Origin of the sequence: Sphingopyxis sp. LC363 (assembly GCF_000756385.1) — a bacterium.
GTDB lineage: Bacteria > Pseudomonadota > Alphaproteobacteria > Sphingomonadales > Sphingomonadaceae > Sphingopyxis.
This window is the reverse complement of record NZ_JNFC01000002.1, coordinates 15,122-30,976: the sequence shown is the minus strand read 5'-3', so window position 1 is coordinate 30,976 and position 15,855 is coordinate 15,122. Positions and strand designations below refer to the sequence as shown.

16 protein-coding genes and 2 tRNA genes are annotated in these 15,855 nt (G+C 63.9%); 4 read left to right on the top strand and 14 right to left on the bottom strand.

Features of this window, described 5'->3' with window-relative positions:
• Positions 1-8: 8 nt before the first annotated feature.
• Both FG95_RS01555 and FG95_RS01550 read right to left on the bottom strand, forming a co-directional pair.
• Positions 9-1,208, bottom strand: a complete 1,200-nt coding sequence (locus tag FG95_RS01555; RefSeq protein ID WP_037553474.1) for a tyrosine-type recombinase/integrase — start codon at positions 1,206-1,208, stop codon at positions 9-11.
• A 196-nt stretch (positions 1,209-1,404) separates the two neighbouring features.
• Positions 1,405-1,490, bottom strand: a tRNA-Tyr gene (locus FG95_RS01550).
• Between the two features lie 79 nt (positions 1,491-1,569).
• On the opposite strand from FG95_RS01550, the gene rlmB reads away from it, so the two are divergent.
• Positions 1,570-2,337, top strand: a complete 768-nt coding sequence (rlmB, locus tag FG95_RS01545; protein WP_037553546.1) for a 23S rRNA (guanosine(2251)-2'-O)-methyltransferase RlmB — start codon at positions 1,570-1,572, stop codon at positions 2,335-2,337.
• 3 nt (positions 2,338-2,340) lie between these two features.
• On the opposite strand, the gene FG95_RS01540 is transcribed toward rlmB, so the two are convergent.
• The gene (locus tag FG95_RS01540) at positions 2,341-2,658 is read right to left on the bottom strand and encodes a 2Fe-2S iron-sulfur cluster-binding protein (RefSeq protein WP_037553472.1); all 318 of its coding nucleotides are present in this window, start codon (positions 2,656-2,658) and stop codon (positions 2,341-2,343) included.
• A gap of 102 nt (positions 2,659-2,760) precedes the next feature.
• Here FG95_RS01540 and FG95_RS01535 point away from each other — a divergent pair, with 102 nt between their 5' ends.
• The gene (locus FG95_RS01535) at positions 2,761-3,378 is read left to right on the top strand and encodes a DNA-3-methyladenine glycosylase family protein (RefSeq protein ID WP_037553469.1); all 618 of its coding nucleotides are present in this window, start codon (positions 2,761-2,763) and stop codon (positions 3,376-3,378) included.
• Positions 3,379-3,530: 152 nt separating this feature from the next.
• Here the strand turns inward: FG95_RS01535 and tig are convergent, their stop codons facing one another.
• Entirely contained in the window at positions 3,531-5,150 is a 1,620-nt protein-coding gene (gene tig / locus FG95_RS01530) for a trigger factor (protein ID WP_037553467.1), read from the bottom strand.
• Between the two features lie 87 nt (positions 5,151-5,237).
• Positions 5,238-5,322, bottom strand: a tRNA-Leu gene (locus FG95_RS01525).
• Between the two features lie 163 nt (positions 5,323-5,485).
• On the opposite strand from FG95_RS01525, the gene FG95_RS01520 reads away from it, so the two are divergent.
• Both FG95_RS01520 and FG95_RS01515 read left to right on the top strand, forming a co-directional pair.
• Positions 5,486-5,707, top strand: coding sequence for a hypothetical protein (locus tag FG95_RS01520; protein ID WP_037553466.1), 222 nt, complete (start codon positions 5,486-5,488; stop codon positions 5,705-5,707).
• 211 nt (positions 5,708-5,918) lie between these two features.
• Entirely contained in the window at positions 5,919-7,601 is a 1,683-nt protein-coding gene (locus FG95_RS01515) for an amidohydrolase (RefSeq protein ID WP_052181982.1), read from the top strand.
• 25 nt (positions 7,602-7,626) lie between these two features.
• On the opposite strand, the gene FG95_RS01510 is transcribed toward FG95_RS01515, so the two are convergent.
• The 9 genes from FG95_RS01510 to gatC form a co-directional block, all read right to left on the bottom strand.
• Complete coding sequence (locus tag FG95_RS01510; protein ID WP_052181981.1) at positions 7,627-8,217, bottom strand: hypothetical protein; 591 nt, start codon at positions 8,215-8,217, stop codon at positions 7,627-7,629.
• A 1-nt stretch (position 8,218) separates the two neighbouring features.
• Positions 8,219-9,397: a M48 family metallopeptidase gene (locus tag FG95_RS01505; RefSeq protein WP_037553465.1), complete on the bottom strand. Its 1,179-nt coding sequence runs from the start codon at positions 9,395-9,397 to the stop codon at positions 8,219-8,221.
• Positions 9,394-10,137, bottom strand: a complete 744-nt coding sequence (locus tag FG95_RS01500; RefSeq protein ID WP_235211417.1) for a hypothetical protein — start codon at positions 10,135-10,137, stop codon at positions 9,394-9,396. Before FG95_RS01500 ends, FG95_RS01505 begins: the two co-directional genes overlap by 4 nt.
• 133 nt (positions 10,138-10,270) lie before the next feature.
• Entirely contained in the window at positions 10,271-11,611 is a 1,341-nt protein-coding gene (locus FG95_RS01495; RefSeq protein ID WP_052181980.1) for an amidohydrolase family protein, read from the bottom strand.
• 4 nt (positions 11,612-11,615) lie between these two features.
• Entirely contained in the window at positions 11,616-12,095 is a 480-nt protein-coding gene (locus FG95_RS01490) for a hypothetical protein (protein ID WP_037553464.1), read from the bottom strand.
• An 87-nt stretch (positions 12,096-12,182) separates the two neighbouring features.
• Entirely contained in the window at positions 12,183-13,649 is a 1,467-nt protein-coding gene (gene gatB, locus FG95_RS01485; RefSeq protein ID WP_037553463.1) for an Asp-tRNA(Asn)/Glu-tRNA(Gln) amidotransferase subunit GatB, read from the bottom strand.
• The gene (locus tag FG95_RS20410) at positions 13,649-13,927 is read right to left on the bottom strand and encodes a hypothetical protein (protein ID WP_152567550.1); all 279 of its coding nucleotides are present in this window, start codon (positions 13,925-13,927) and stop codon (positions 13,649-13,651) included. Before FG95_RS20410 ends, gatB begins: the two co-directional genes overlap by 1 nt.
• Entirely contained in the window at positions 13,924-15,405 is a 1,482-nt protein-coding gene (gene gatA / locus FG95_RS01480; protein ID WP_037553462.1) for an Asp-tRNA(Asn)/Glu-tRNA(Gln) amidotransferase subunit GatA, read from the bottom strand. Before gatA ends, FG95_RS20410 begins: the two co-directional genes overlap by 4 nt.
• Positions 15,405-15,707, bottom strand: a complete 303-nt coding sequence (gene gatC / locus FG95_RS01475) for an Asp-tRNA(Asn)/Glu-tRNA(Gln) amidotransferase subunit GatC (protein WP_037553461.1) — start codon at positions 15,705-15,707, stop codon at positions 15,405-15,407. Before gatC ends, gatA begins: the two co-directional genes overlap by 1 nt.
• Positions 15,708-15,855: the final 148 nt, after the last annotated feature.

Below are 15,855 nucleotides of genomic sequence, written 5' to 3'. Positions count from 1 at the left end.
CCGTGCGCTCAACTCGTGGAACCTCCTGGGCTCTCCCCCGCGCAATAGCGCCCCCATGTATCCATCAGCGTAACGCGCGCGCCCGGCTGCTCCGGCGTGCCGAGATAGGTCGTACGGCGATAAGCCGCCTGCACAGCGTCGGGCGTCTTATGAGCCAGCGCCGCCTCCACCACGGCATCGGCGAAGCCTGCATTTGCCGCCCAGTCGGTGAAGGTGGAGCGAAAGCCGTGAACGTGGAAAGGTTCCTTCATGTCGCGCAGCACCTTGAGCAGCGTCATATCGGACATCGGCTTACCCGCAGCTCCCGGGAATACGACATCGGTATCCGGAAGGCGGAAGGCCTTTGCCTTCGCGAGTACCGCCAAGGCCGCGTCAGATAAGGGAACGATGTGGGCCTTGCCCCGCTTCATATGATCCGCGGGAATAATCCAGAGGCGCCGCTGGACATCAAATTCGTCCCATGTTGCCAGGCGAACCTCTTGGCTGCGCACGCCTGTGAGGATGAGCAATTCGAGCGCCAACCGCCCGAAGGCCGGCTTTCGCCGCAAAGTCGCGACGAAAGTCGGAAGCGCGCTGTAAGGCATCGCCTTGCGATTCTCCCGTGACTTCACTTGCCGGGGCAGCCCCCTCCCCGCTTTGAGGCTGCCATTGCCCGACGGAGCCTCGCTGGAGCGCCAGCCTTTCGCATGAGCATAATCCAGGACGACGCAAATGCGGTTGCGCACCTGACGTGCCGTCTCCGGGATTTCCTGCCAGATCGGCAACAACACATCGATGATATCAGCCGCGGCGATTCCTCCGGTCGGAACATTGCCCAATTTCGGAAAGGCGTGACTTTCGAGACTGGCGAGCCACTGGCGTGCATAGATGGCGCTTTTCCAACCGGCCGCATTCTCCTTATGATATTGATGTGCGGCCTCGCGGAAGGTCACCTTGGCGGCCGCTTCATGCTTCCTTTCCATCAGAATATCGCGACGGTCGATCTTGATGGCCCTGCGCAGCTCGCTGGCTTTTTGCCGTGCCTCCACGAGCGGCAGCAATTTGGCACTTCCCAAACCGATATCCCGGCGCTTGCCGTCATGTTGTAGTCGCAGAAGCCAAGAAGCCCCGCCACGTTTGTCCACCTTCAGGAACAGCCCGTCCCCGTCCTGATAGGTGCCGGGATTCGCCATGGCGGCCTTTATCGCCAAAGCTGTGAGCTTTTTCATAGCGTTAACCCCCATCTTTTCCCCCACACTTGGAGGGCCGATTCTGAGGGGGTGAAAAATCTTCCCCCACATTCTCCCCCCACTTTTCTCTGCGCTGCAGTGATACGGCGTGAGATACAGAGGACCGACCCAAGGATAATACCCTATGTTTTCTGCGGTTTCCAGAGGTTTTGGGAGATGCCCTCGGACCGGAGGGTGGTGGACAGGGCTGGATTCGAACCAGCGTACGGAAACCCGGGCAGATTTACAGTCTGCTGCCTTTAACCACTCGGCCACCTGTCCTTGGGGCCCGCTTTGGGAAGCGGTCCAATGGCGAAACGAGGCTTGCCTGTCAATGGCGGTCGTGGGAAAGGCGCGCCTTATGAGACAATTTTCCCGACATCGCCGCCCGTCAGGCGGAAACCAACGCGGTCAGGCCATCCGTTTCTGGGGCCGCCACGCCGTTCTCGCCGCGCTCGCCAACCCCGAACGCAACGTCAAGCGCATCTGGGGCACGCGCGAGGCATTGGGCCAGCTCGACCTGCCGCCGGTGATTCCGATCAGCTATGCGGACGTCGCCGACCTCGCGCGACTCGTCGCGCGCGACGCGCCGCATCAGGGGCTGGTGATCGAGGTCGACCCGCTCGAGAATATCCATCTCGGCGACCTGTTGCAGGAAGAGGTGGATGCGGAGAGCAAGCGTCCGCTCGTCATCCTCGACCAGGTCACCGATCCGCACAATATCGGCGCGGTGCTGCGCTCGGCGGCGGCGTTCGATGCGGCGGCGATCATCACGCAGGACCGCCATAGCCCGCCCGAAAGCGGCGTGATCGCGCGTTCGGCATCGGGCGCGCTCGAAACCGTGCCATGGGTGCGCGTCGTCAACCTGTCGCGCGCGCTGGAGGAGATCGCCGAGGCCCAATATTGGCGCATCGGGCTGATGGGCGACACCGAAACGACGCTCGGATCGACGCTCGACGGCAGCAAGGTCGCGCTGGTGCTCGGCTCCGAAGGCGACGGGATGCGCCACAATGTCATGGAACATTGCGACGTGCTGGCAAAGCTGCCCATCTCGCCGCGGATGGAGAGCCTCAACATCTCGAACGCCGCGGCGATCGCGCTCTACGCGGTCGCGACGGCGGGCCAATAAGGTCTAATCCTCCGCCGCGATCCGCACTTTCAGCCCGTCGAGCGCGTCGCTGAACGGGATCTGGCACGACAGGCGCGAATTATCGTCGCGGTCGGTGGTCGAATCGAGCAGGTCGTTCTCGTCCTCGCTCATCGCGGGCATCGCGTCCTTGTCGCCCGCCTCGACATGGACATGGCAGGTCGCGCACGAACAGCAGCCGCCGCACAGCGCGAGCAATTCGTCGAAACCGGCGTCGCGGATATTTTCCATCACGGTCAGGCTGGTGTCGCCTTCGATCTCATGTTCGGTTCCGTCGCGCGTCACGACAATCAGCTTGGCCATGCTAGTCCCTCATCTCTTTCTTGTCGCAGGCGCTATGTCGCGCGTTGCCTGTCAAATCAAGCGTTGCTATCAGCAACCTTGGGAACAAAAGGAGAATATAGGATGGGCCTAAGCCAGCAGCAGCTGAACGCGGGAATCGACGCGCTGGCGGAGCGCGACGCCAATTTCGCGCGCGCGCTCGGCAACGCGGGCTATCCCGAGCCGCGCATCCGCGCGCCCGGCTATACGACGCTTCTTCGCACGATCGTCGGCCAGCAGGTCAGCGTCGCCGCCGCGACCTCGATCTGGAACAAGCTCGAGGCGCAATTCGGCGAAGGCTGCCCCGCCGAAGTCATGGCCGCCGCCGATTTCGACACGCTGCGCGCCTGCGGCCTGTCGGGGCAGAAGCAGGGCTATGCCAAAAGCCTCGCCCAGCTCATCCTCGACGGCGATCTGACCTTCGACGCGCTCCCCGCCGACGATGAGGAAGCGATCGCCTTGCTCACGCGCGTCAAGGGCATCGGGCGCTGGTCGGCCGAAATCTACCTGCTCTTCGCCGAAGGCCGCCCCGACATCTGGCCCGCAGGCGATCTCGCGGTGCAGGAAGCCGTCGGCCGCATCCTGCAATTGGGCGCGCGCCCGAGCGAGAAACGGGCGCGCGAACTGGCCGAAACCTGGCGTCCGCACCGCGGCGCGGCGGCGATCTTCAGCTGGCATTGCTATAATATGGATGTGATTTAGGCGGTGTCCGTCGCCCCCGCGAAGGCGGGGGCCGCCAGCAACCTTGCGTTACACCGGTAGCGGCCCCCGCCTTCGCGGGGGCGACGATTCAAACGAAAAAGGCCGGGTGGAGCATCCTCCACCCGGCCTTTTTTGTAATCATCAGCCGAAGCCTATTTCTTCGCCGCAGCCTTCTTGGCCGGAGCTTTTTTGGCGGACTCAGCCTTCTCGGCCGCAGCGGCCTTCGCCGGAGCAGCCTTCTTCGCCGCGGGCTTGTCCTCAGTCTTGGCTTCGGCCTTCTTCGCCGGCGCCTTCTTGGCGGGAGCCTCGGCCTTTTCTTCCTTGGCCTCTTCCTTCACCGCATCCTTCTTGGCGGGCGCAGCCTTCTTCGCGGCCGCCTTTTTGGCGGGCTTCGCGTCATGGTCATGGTCGTGACCGCAGCCTGGGCCGTGGACGTGGCCGTCGTCGTCGGCTTCGATCGCGGCTTCGATCTCTTCGCGCGTCACTTCGCGGTCGCTGATCTCGGCCTTTTCGAACAGGAAGTCGACGACCTTGTCCTCATAGAGCGGGACGCGGAGCTGCGCGGCGGCGAGCGCGTCCTGCTGGACATATTCGACGAAACGCTGGCGATCTTCGGGGCGATACTGCTGCGCCGCCTGCATGACGAGGCGCTGCATTTCCTGCGCCGACACCTGCACGCCATGCGCCTGGCCGATTTCCGACAGGAGCAGGCCGAGGCGGACGCGGCGCACCGCGATGCTGCGATATTCGTCGCGGTCGCTCTCGAGATCGGCCTTCGCCGCTTCGGGATCTTCCTCGTGGCTCGCTTCATGCTCGAGCTGCTGCCAGATCTGGTTGAACTCGGCCTCGACCATCGTCGGCGGCACTTCGAAATCATGGCTCGCGGCGAGCTGGTCGAGCAGCTTGCGCTTCATATAGGTACGCGTCAGGCCGTTGAGTTCCTGCTCGACCTGATCCTTCATCAGCTCTTTCAGCTTGTCGAGGCTTTCGAGGCCGAGCGTCTTGGCGAACTCGTCGTCGATCTTCGACGCCGCGGGAACCTTCACTTCCTTCACCCTGACGGCGAATTCGGCGGGCTTGCCCTTCAGATTTTCGACCGGATATTCGTCGGGGAAGCTGACCTTCAGCACCTTTTCGTCGCCGGCCTTGACGCCGACGAGCTGGTCTTCGAAGCCCGGGATCAGCTGGCCCGAGCCGATTTCGACCGCCATGTCCTCGCCCGTGCCACCGTCGAAGGCGACGCCGTCGACGCTGCCGGCGAAGTCGATGATGACCTGGTCGCCGGTCGCGGCTTTCTTGGTCTTCGGCGCTTCCTCGAACCGCTTCATCTGCGCGGCGAATTCCTCGATCTTCGCCATCACCGCCTTGTCGTCGGCGGGAACGGTCAGGCGCTCGAGCTTCAGCCCGTCGATCGACGGGGTTTCGATTTCGGGCAGTACTTCCAGCGCGACGGTGACTTCGGCATCCTTGCCGCTTTCATAACCGTCGGCGAGCGTCACGGCCGGCTGCAGCGCGGGGCGAAGCTTTTCCTTCGCCATCAGGTCGCGCACGCCGGCGTCGATCGCCTTGTTGAGCGCATCGGCCGACAGCGCGGGGCCGTGCATCTTGCGGATCAGGTTCGGCGGCACCTTGCCGGGGCGGAAACCGGGCATGCGGACGGTCGGGGCGATGCTCTTCACCTCGTCGTCGACGCGCGCGTCGATATCCTTGGCGGTGATCGTGACGCGATATTCGCGCTTCAGGCCTTCGTTCAGCGTTTCGACGGTCTTCATTGCCTTGGTCTTATCCTTGCTCAAAATCTCGTATCGAACCCCGCCAAAAGGGCGAAGTTCCCCATGATCCCGGCCTGCATTGCGGAATGGTGCGGGCGAAGGGACTCGAACCCCCACATCTTGCGATACTGGTACCTAAAACCAGCGCGTCTACCAATTCCGCCACGCCCGCAGGTGTTTTCGGCCGGGTGCACGAAATCGCGCGCTGCCGCGCACGCCCGTGCGGGCCGCGCGGGGCTATAGCAGACACGCGGCCAAGGGCAAGGGCACAAAGCCGCCCGTTCCGCTGGCGGAACATGCGTCGCGCCGGTTCGTTGATCAGGTCAAGGAGATATATGATGCCCTACCCCTCGGACCTCCACGTCAAGGCCGCCGACCCGCTGCCCAAGCCGAAGCCCGACACGATCGAACCGCAATCGCCGCCCGAACGGCCGACCCAGCCGACACCGCTCGAGGACCCAGCCGGTCAACCGGTCGAAATCCCCGGCAGCCCCGGCGGCGGCGATATCGACCAGCCCGGCCGCGGCCCCGACGAAGTGCCGCCCGATCAGGTTTAAGCAGATCCTCCCTGTCGCGAAGCGATGGGGAGGGGGACCGCGCCCGCAGGGCGTGGTGGAGGGGCGACGATGGCAGAGCCACCAGTCCCTCCGTCAGTCCTACGGGCGGCCACTCCCGATCGCTCCGCGACAGGGAGGATTAAAATTAGCTTGCTAACCTCTTGACCCGCCCTTCCCTCCGCCGCCACGATGGCAGCAAGGGGAGAGACATATGAAATCCATCACCGCCGCCATCGCGCTGCTCTTGGCGAACACAGCGCCCGCCACAGCGCAGGACACCACGCTCTACCTCGGCGGCCCGATCATCACGATGGACGGCGACACTCCGCAGACTGTCGAAGCGGTCGTGACAAAGGGCGACCGCATCGCCTTCGCCGGTTCCGAAAAGCAGGCTCGCGCCGCCGCTGGCGACGGCGCCGTTGTCCATGACCTCAACGGCGCGACGATGCTCCCCGGCTTCATCGACGCCCATTCGCATTTCACCGTCGCCACGCTGACCGCCGGCGGGCTCGATCTCCGTGCCGGAGCGCCGGTCACCGACGTCGACGGCGTCATGGCGGCGATCCGCGACTATCTCGCCCGCACCCCGGCCCAGCCCGGACGCTGGGCGACCGTCTGGCAGTTCGACCACGAGACGCTCGCCGAAAAACGCTATATCACCCGCGCCGAACTCGACGCGATCGCCCCCGACCGCCCGCTCGTCGTCCTCCATGTCTCGCTCCACGGCGCGGTCGCCAACAGCGCCGCGCTGAAGGCCGCGGGCATCGACGAGACCACCCCCGTCCCGCCCGGCGGGATGATGCTCCGCGATGAAGCGGGCAAGCTCAACGGCGTATTGCTCGAAAAGGCGATGTTCCTGCTGCTCGCCAAATTGCCGCAGCCGACAGCGGAGCAGAAACTCGCCGCGCTCGACGCCGCGCAAAACGCCTATTTCGCCGAGGGCTATACGCATGCGCAGGACGGCGCGACCCAGCCGCCCGACGTCGCCTTCCTCACGTCGCCCGCCGCACGCGAGCGACTGAAAATCGACCTCGCGCTCCTCCCCTTCTCGACCGGGCTCGACGCGCTGCTCGCGCAGCCCGCGCTCAAATTCGGCAGCTATCAGGGCCATGTGAAGCTGCAGGGGATCAAGTTCGTCCTTGACGGGTCGGTGCAGGCGCGCACCGGCTATTTCACCCGCGATTACAAGCGCGGCAGCCCCGAGGGTCATCATCCCTGGCACGGCGAACCGGTGCTCTCCGAAACCGACTTCATCGTGCAGGCGAAGAAGGTCCACGACCGCGGCTGGCAGCTCTTCGTCCACGCCAATGGCGACGCGGCGATCGACATGGCGATCGAGGGCTTCGAGGCGCTCGGAATCACCGCCACCGCGAACCGCCGCCCGATCGTCATCCACTCGCAGTTCCAGCGCCCCGATCAGCTCGCCGCCTATAAACAGATCGGCGTCGGCCCCGCCTATTTCTCGAACCACACCTGGTATTGGGCCGACATTCACCGGACCAATTTCCCCGACGAAGTGGTCGATTTCATCAGCCCCTTCGCCTCGGCGCGCGCTGCGGGGCTGATCGCCTCCAACCACAGCGATTACAGCGTCACCCCGCTCGACACGCGCTTCATGCTCTGGACCTCGATGGCGCGCGTCTCGCTCGCCGGCGTCGTCAGCGGCGAAAAGGAACGGCTGGGCGCCTATGCCGCACTGCAGGCGCTCACCACCGGCCCCGCCTGGCAAATCTTCGAGGAAGACCGCAAGGGCCGCATCAAGCCCGGCCTGCTCGCCGACTTCGTGATCCTCGACCAGAACCCGCTGACGACGCCGGTCGATGGAATCAAGGACATCCAGGTCCGCGAAACAATCAAGGAGGGAAAAAGCGTGTGGTCGGCACCTCCACGCTAGACTCGCCCGGCGCCGCTCGCGGACCTCAGAATCTTACGCGCTGCATCATGGCTTGTGCCTCGGGCAGGCCGGCGCCGAAATAGTGCAGTTGCGGCGCATAATAATTCGCTACGAATAATTTGCCGTCGACGACCGCCAGGCGAGCCTCGCCAAGCCGCGTCAACTCGTCATTCGGCATCGTATAACGATAGCGGACCAGCAACCCCTTATTCCCGCCGATGTCGGTTGGGGCCGATTCGACGATCGTAAAATCGGAAAGCTGGTTCGCCGCGCGAAAGCTGCGTTCAAAAAAATCGGCCAGTTCGGGCAGCAACAGACCGCTGTCGAACTTTGGCATCGGATTATTCTTCTTGTCGCGCTCCTTGTACAGCGACCCACCCGCAGGAATGGCGGAGAAGAACTCGATCGCGTTGAGACCGACACCATCCTGCGTCCACACCCGTCCCTGCTTGCCGGGCCGTCCACCTTGGTTCCAGTCTCTTTCGGGCGTTACTTTCAAGCCATCGACCTGCGCGGTTTCTTTTGCGCTTATCAGCTTCCAGCCCGCACTTGCAGACGGGCTCCAGGCAGCAAGCACAACCGCGACGAAAATCACCGAACGACGATGGATAGCCATTTCAATTCTCCAACAGCATTTTCATGGCCGCGGCGTCGGATGCCTGCGGCAATCGGACCAGATATTCGCGCAACGCGGCTTTTCCCGCCGAGCTATCCCCGCCGCGCATCGCGGTCAGTCCCGCGCCGCGCCACGCCTCGGCAGGCGCCGAACCGGTCGCGATCGCTTGTTCGTAAAACTGCCGGGCCGTCACCAGATCCCGCGGGTTGCCGCGCAGCCGATACAGCTCGCCGCGGGCATGAAGCAACAATCCGTCCCAGCCCAAGGCGTTGGCCCGGCTTTGGATGACATAGTCGGCAGCGGCGAACTCATTGCCCTTGACCAAGCTGTCGAAGAGCGTCGGCAGAACGCGCGCGGTCTCCGCACCATAGGCTTCGCGCCCGTCGTCACCCTCCGCTGCTCCCGCCTCGGCTTCCTGCTCGGCGAAATAGGCGACACGCTGTAAATCAGTGGGGTGCGTATCGATCGCCCCCGGATTTCGCCGGCGAATTTTGCGCAACTTCCGCTCTTCTTTCAGCGCGTCCTCTTCTTCCATCAGTCGCGTCCACACGGCCGATGCACGCAGCGGGTAAGCCGATGCCTTGATGTAGGATGCGGAAAGAGCGTCCGCTTCGGACTCCTGCGCACGCTTAAAGCCGAAGAAACCGAATGCGATCGGCGTTTGGGCGAAGCCGAGACCGGTGTTCGGGGCAGCGGCGGCGCCCGCCAAGCCGATCCACGCCATCAAGTCGCTGCCTTTTCGCTGCTCCTTAAAGCCATTCAAGCTGTGCCGCAGCTCAAAATGAGCAAATTCGTGTCCCAATACCGTCGCCAGTTCCGCTTCCGAATGCACGCGAGCCAACAAGCCGGTGTGTACCTGCATCATTCCATTTGGTGCCATGCTCGCATTGAACAGCTTATCCTGGACAATATAGACTCGCGTTGCTTCGCAACGATCTGGTCCGACCGTTTTACAAAGTACGCTCTTTACATATTTGGTGAGAGCTTCATCTCGAACGACCAAAGGGGAATCGCGAAACGCCCTTTCATAATCGTCCATTTGCATCCACAAACCGCGCTCATCGACGCCCAGCGGCTCATATGCCCCTGCATAGGTCGGCCTTTCGAACGGTTCACGCGCGGCCAAGGAAGAAGGGGCGGCCAGCATCACTACTGCCGCAACGATTGCCCGCTTGGTCATTTGGCTGCCGTAGCGACCGGCTTGAAACCCGGAAAATCCTCCAGCAATTGACCAACGCGCTTTTGCATGCCCTCCTCGGTGCGGACGTCACCGCCCATTTGCTCGTCGGCGTTCAACCAGACCAGATTTCCGGTGTGCAAATCGACAAGTCCCGCATAGCCGACATGCTTGCCCGAACTCACGCCCGCGCCGACCAGCCCGATCGCGAGAACCTGAAACATCTTTCGCCCGAATGAGCCATATTGGTCCTCGGTCCGGACAAATAGCCCATATTGCGCGCCGGTCCTCTCCGCGATTGCTTTGGTGCCCTCTCCCAGCGTCCAGTCAAATGCCTTGTTCTTCCGCGTCGGGAGACGGTTTCCGGCAAAGAACTGGTAATTGACGACCGAACTGGCAACCGAGTTGAACAAGGCCCGATGTTCGGAAAAAAGCTTGGCGTCCTCGCCGACAAGATCGGGCTCGATGATCAGCTCGTTGCTGAACTCTATCTGGCGGCGGGCCAGTTCGGCATTCAGAAACTCGCGCGCCTGCGCGGTCCAATCGGCGTTAGGCTCGGCGAGCCCACCCGTAGACTGCTCGCCTACCCAAACCGACGGCCGAAACAGCAAAATTTTCTTTCCGCTGAGCGTTTCAGCCGAAAACCCTTCGCGCACTGCGCCTTTTTCTTGCCCATGTGCCATTGGCGCCATGACAAGAAACGATACCGCCAGAATGGCGGCCGCCAGCCATTTATTCATCATCCCCCGTCCCCCCGGACATCTTCAGACTCGGGAAGTAATCCTCCGCCTGTCCCAAATGCGTGCATCGTAAAAAGCTTCAAACGCGGCAAGCAAAAAATCGGCGTACATAAACCGGCCTGTTTTTTCCTATATTTTACTGGCCAGAGCGCCGCGCCGCGACGTCGGCGAGCATCGCCTTCAACGCCGCCACGTCCAACCAGCGCCCGCCCGACATCACGCCGAGCGGCGAGCGCAGCGTTGCAGGTTCTTCGAGTGGGTTTTCGGCGACGAGCAACAGGTCGGCACGATAGCCCGGCGCCACAACGCCGAACTTCGCCGCGCCCGGCACCGTCTTCGCGATGAATTCGCCCGGCGTGCGCGTCGCCGCCGACAGCGCCTGCCACGGCGTCAGCCCGGCGGCGAGCATCGCGTCGATCTCTTCGTGCAGCGCGAAGCCCGGCACCTGCCCCGGAATCGCCGGCGCGTCGCCGCCCGTGATCAGCGGCACGCCGGCATCGGCCATCGCCTTCACAAAGCGCGCCTCGAACGCCACGCGCCGCGACAGGTCGACCGCCTTTTTCTGATAGCCCGACCCCGCCCACGCCAGCCGGTCGGCGGGCGACAGATAGCGCGCCTCGGGCGCCGCCAGATAGGCTTTCACCACCTCGGGCTTGCCGAACTGCGCCGCGATCGTGCGATAGTTGAACAGGTCGGACGTGACGAAGGCGCCATGCGCCTTCGCCAGCGCGATCGCGTCGACGATCCGCGCATCGGCGGGCGGCGCATTCTGGTCATCCGCGGGCGGTTCGGGGAAGAAACCGTAGAAAAATTCCTCGACATGCGCGACCATCGCCTGTCCCGCCGCCAGTTGCTTCGCAAGCCCGACCGCTTTCGCATTATGCCCGACGATACCGATCCCCTGCGCCTTCGCCTCCCCGGCGAGCGCCGCGAAGGCATCGGCCGGCAGGTTCGTATAGACCTTGATAAAGCTGTAGCCGTTCGCCTTGGCTATCCCGACGATCGCGCGCGCATCCTCGGGCGTCTTGACGACCAGATGGCCATATTGCGGGTCGCCGTCGACCGCGAGCGCCGTGAAAATTTGCGGCCCAGGCACCTCGCCCTTGTTCACCGCTATCCGCGTCCGCCCGGCGAAGCTGTTCGTCGCCTCGCCCATGTTGAGCATCGTGGTGACGCCGTTCGCGAGCAGCAGCGTCAGGTCGTCGCGCGTCGTCACATGATTGTGCATGTCGGCGAGCCCCGGCACCAGCCACGCCCCCTTGCCGTCAATCACCGGCGTCCCCGCGGGCAGCTTCGCCTTGATCCCGATGCTCGCGATCTTGCCGTCGGTGACGATCACCGTCGTGCGCGCAATCACGCGCTCGGCGTCCATCGGCACGACATTGACGTCGGTGAAGACGACCGTCTCCGCCCGCACCATGCCGGCGAAGGCGAGCATCGAGCACAGCGTCAGCAGCGCGCGCAGCATCTGCCGCATCGCGTCAGCCGGCGCAGAAAGCGGCGAAACGCGCTATCGCCTGTTTGCCGCGCGGCGTCGCCGTCATGTCGACTGTGTCGCCATTCGCGGTCATCCGCAGCCAGCCGTTCGCGGCAAAGGCGCGAAAGAAGGGAAAGGTCGCGGGCATTTCCTGCGCGGTAAAGGTCGGTATTTCGTCGGCCTCGGTCGTCCCGGTCAGCCGCACGCGCTGGTCGCCCGACTCGAGGGTGATCGCGGTCAGGTCGGGCGCACCGCCCGAAATCCCTGCAAAGACGCGGTCGCCGCTTTCCTCGCAGGTGAAGTTCAGCGGCTGGTCGTCGGTGCCGTCGACCTCATAGGCAAGGATCGCATCGTGCACCGGCCCCTCGTCGTTGACGCGCATCGCCCAGTCATATCCGTCGTTCACGGCGGGCGCCGCGATTGCCGAACCGCCGACAACCAGCGCGAGCGCGCCGCCGACCGAAACCATCATCCGCTTCATCATATCCGCCCTTCCCATCATATCTGCACTGATTTCAATGCCATGACAGCGAAGCGGCCGGATTCGCTGTGAACGCGATCACTTATTGGGTCAGCCGAGCGCCTTCTTCAGCAGTTCGTTGACGACCTGCGGGTTCGCCTTGCCCTGCATCGCCTTCATCGTCTGCCCGACGAAGAAGCCGAACAGGGCCTCCTTGCCGCCCTTATACTGCGCAACCTTGTCTCCATTGGCGGCGAGGACCTTGGCGATCTCGGCCTCGATCGCGCCGGTGTCGCTCGTCTGCTTCAGCCCTTCGCGATCGACGATCACGCCCGCCGCATCGCCGCTTTCGAGCATCTTTTCGAACACCGCCTTGGCGATCGTCCCCGAAATCGTGCCGTCGGCGACGAGCCCGAGCAGTTCGGCCGCCTGGGCGGGACTGACCGGCGAGTCCGAAATATCGCGGCCCAGACGGTTCAAGGCACCGAATAACTCGCTCGTCACCCAGTTCGCCGCCGCGACGGGCTTCGCCCCCGCTTCGAGCAACGCGTCGAACCAGCGCGCCACCTCGACCTCGGCGGTCAGCACGTCGGCGTTATAGGCCGAAATCCCTTCGGCCAGATAGCGCGCGCGCTTAGCGTCGGGCAGTTCGGGCAGGCTCGCGCGGCATTCGGTCAGAAACGCATCGTCGAGTATGAGCGGCAGCAGGTCGGGATCGGGGAAATAGCGATAATCATGCGCATCTTCCTTCGACCGCATCGAGCGCGTCTCGTTGCGGTCGGGATCGTACAGCCGCGTTTCCTGCACCACGCTGCCGCCGCTTTCGATCAGCTCGACCTGGCGCTTCGCCTCGCCCTCGATCACCGCCATCACGAAGCGCACCGAATTGACGTTCTTCGTCTCGGTGCGCGTCCCGAATTCGTCGCCGGGCTTGCGAACCGACACGTTGACGTCGGCGCGCATCGAGCCCTCTTCCATATTGCCGTCGCACGACCCGACATAGCGCAGGATCGAGCGCAACTTGCGCACATAGGCCCCCGCCTCGGCGGGCGAGCGCATGTCGGGGCGCGAGACGATCTCCATCAGCGCGACGCCCGACCGGTTGAGGTCGACGTAGGACATCGTCGGATGCTGGTCGTGCATCAGCTTGCCCGCGTCCTGCTCGACATGGATGCGCTCGATTCCGATCACCTTGTCGGAGGGGATACCCGCCTTCTCATCGGCTGCGATCGTCAGCGAACCCTCGCCGACAAGCGGATGATAAAGCTGCGAAATCTGGTAACCCTGCGGCAAGTCGGCGTAGAAATAATTCTTGCGGTCGAAGCGCGACCATTTGTTGATCTCGGCCTCGATCGCCATTCCCGTGCGCACCGCCTGGCGGATACACTCGCGGTTCGGCACCGGCAGCATCCCCGGCATCGCGGCGTCGACCAGCGACACCTGCGTGTTGGGCTCGGCCCCGAACGCCGTCGCGGCGCCCGAGAACAGCTTGGCGTTGGAGGTGACCTGCGCATGGACCTCGAGGCCGATCACGACCTCCCACTCGCCGGTTTCGCCCTTGATGCGATAGTCGCTCATTATTCCATCAAGTCCTTCGATATCTCCGCAGAACCGGAGAATATTTCCTCTGCGCCATCGTTCTGAATCGTCACATTCACCAACCCGTCAAAAGGTCCGGTATGTCTTTTCGACAAGGTAACTTTCCAACCGGAGAATTCACCCGGTCCGACGACTCCCACCAATTGATCTCCGCTGCGTTCAGCAATGGCTGTAAACTCACTTGGTGTTTCGACGGTGCCAGCCCCGTCCGTCCAGCCCCATCCATAGACGGGCTTAACGGACAGGTTCAAACTCACCACCACTTCTCCGCACGCGCCGTGAAGCCCGCCCGCTCCTCAATCGCCAGCCCCGCATTGAGCACGCCCTGCTCGTCGAACGCCTTGCCGATGATCTGCAGGCCCAGCGGCAGCCCTTCGCGGTTCAGCGCCGCGGGGACCGACATCGCGGGCAGCCCGGCAAGGCTCGCGGGCACCGCGAACACGTCGTTCAGATACATCGCCAGCGGATCGGCGGTCTTTTCGCCCAGCCCGAACGCCGCCGACGGTGCGGTCGGCGCGAGGATGACGTCGCACGAGGCAAAAGCCTGTTCGAAATCGCGCGCGATCAACGTCCGCACCTTCTGCGCCTGCGTGTAATAGGCGTCGTAGAAGCCCGCCGACAGCACATAGGTGCCGATCATGATGCGGCGCTTGACCTCGGGCCCGAAGCCGTCGGCGCGCGTCGCGGCATACATATCCTGCAACCCCGCGCCCTGCGGCAGGTCGCGCAAACCGTACCGCACGCCGTCATAGCGTGCGAGGTTCGACGACGCCTCGGCGGGCGCGATGATATAATAGGCCGGCAGAGCGTATTTCGTGTGCGGCAGGCTGATCTCGACGACCTCGGCGCCCGCATCCTTCAGCATCGCGATGCCCGCATCCCACATCGCGTCGATGTCGGAGTCGATGCCCTCAAGCCGATATTCCTTGGGAATGCCGACCGTCTTGCCCTTGAGATCGCTTGACAAAGCCGCTTCCCAATTGGGCACCGCCATGTCGAGGCTCGTCGCGTCCTTCGGATCGAAGCCCGCCATATTCTCGAGCATGATCGCACAGTCCTTGACGTCGCGCGCCATCGGTCCCGCCTGATCGAGCGAGCTGGCGAAGGCGACAATGCCCCAGCGCGAGCAGCGGCCATAGGTCGGCTTGATCCCCGAAATACCGGTGAAGGCCGCGGGCTGGCGGATCGAACCGCCGGTGTCGGTCCCTGTCGCCGCCGGGCAGAGCCGCGCCGCGATCGCCGATGAAGACCCGCCCGACGACCCGCCCGGCGCGAGCGCGGCATTGCCGCCGTCGTTGCGCTTCCACGGGCTGATGACGTTGCCGAAATAGCTCGTCTCGTTCGACGATCCCATCGCGAACTGGTCGAGGTTCAGCTTGCCGAGCATGCCGCAACCCGCGTCCCACAATTTCTGCGAAACGGTCGATTCATAGCGCGGCACGAAGCCTTCGAGCATATGGCTCGCGGCGGTCGTCTGCACCCCGTTGGTGCAGAACAGGTCCTTCATCCCGATCGGCACGCCCGACAAGGGCTTCAGCGTCCCCGCGGCGCGGTCGGCGTCGGCCGCCTTCGCCGCCGCCAGCGCATGATCGGGCGTCTCGACGATGAACGCGTTCAATGCCTTCGCGCCCGCGACATTGGCGTTGAACGCCTCGGCGACCTCGATGGCGCTGAAATCGCCCGCGCGATGGCCGTCGCGGATCTGCGCGACGGTCAGGTTGGTCAGTTCGGTCATTATTCGATCACCTTCGGCACGCCGAAGAAGCCGTGCTGCGGCGCAGGGGCGTTCGCCAGCACATCGTCGCGGCGATTGCCGCCGGTCAGCGGGTCGGCATCGACGACATCGTCGCGCAGCCGCAGATGGTTCGGGATCACCGCGGTCATCGGCTCGACCCCGGTCACATCGACCTCGCCGAGTTGCTCGACCCAGCCCAAAATGCCGTTGAGTTCGCCTTCCATCGCGGCGGCCTCGGCATCGCTGATCGCGATGCGCGCCAGCGACGCGATTTTCCTTACTGTTGCCTGATCGATTGACATGATCGCCCTAACTTTAACGAAGCCGCGCCGCTAGCATCCCCGCCGGATCGCATCAACCATGATCCTCCCTGTGGCGAAGCCATGGGGAGGGGGACCGCTCGCGAAGCGAGTGGTGGAGGGGCCGCAACGTCGCGCTACCGCCCCTCCG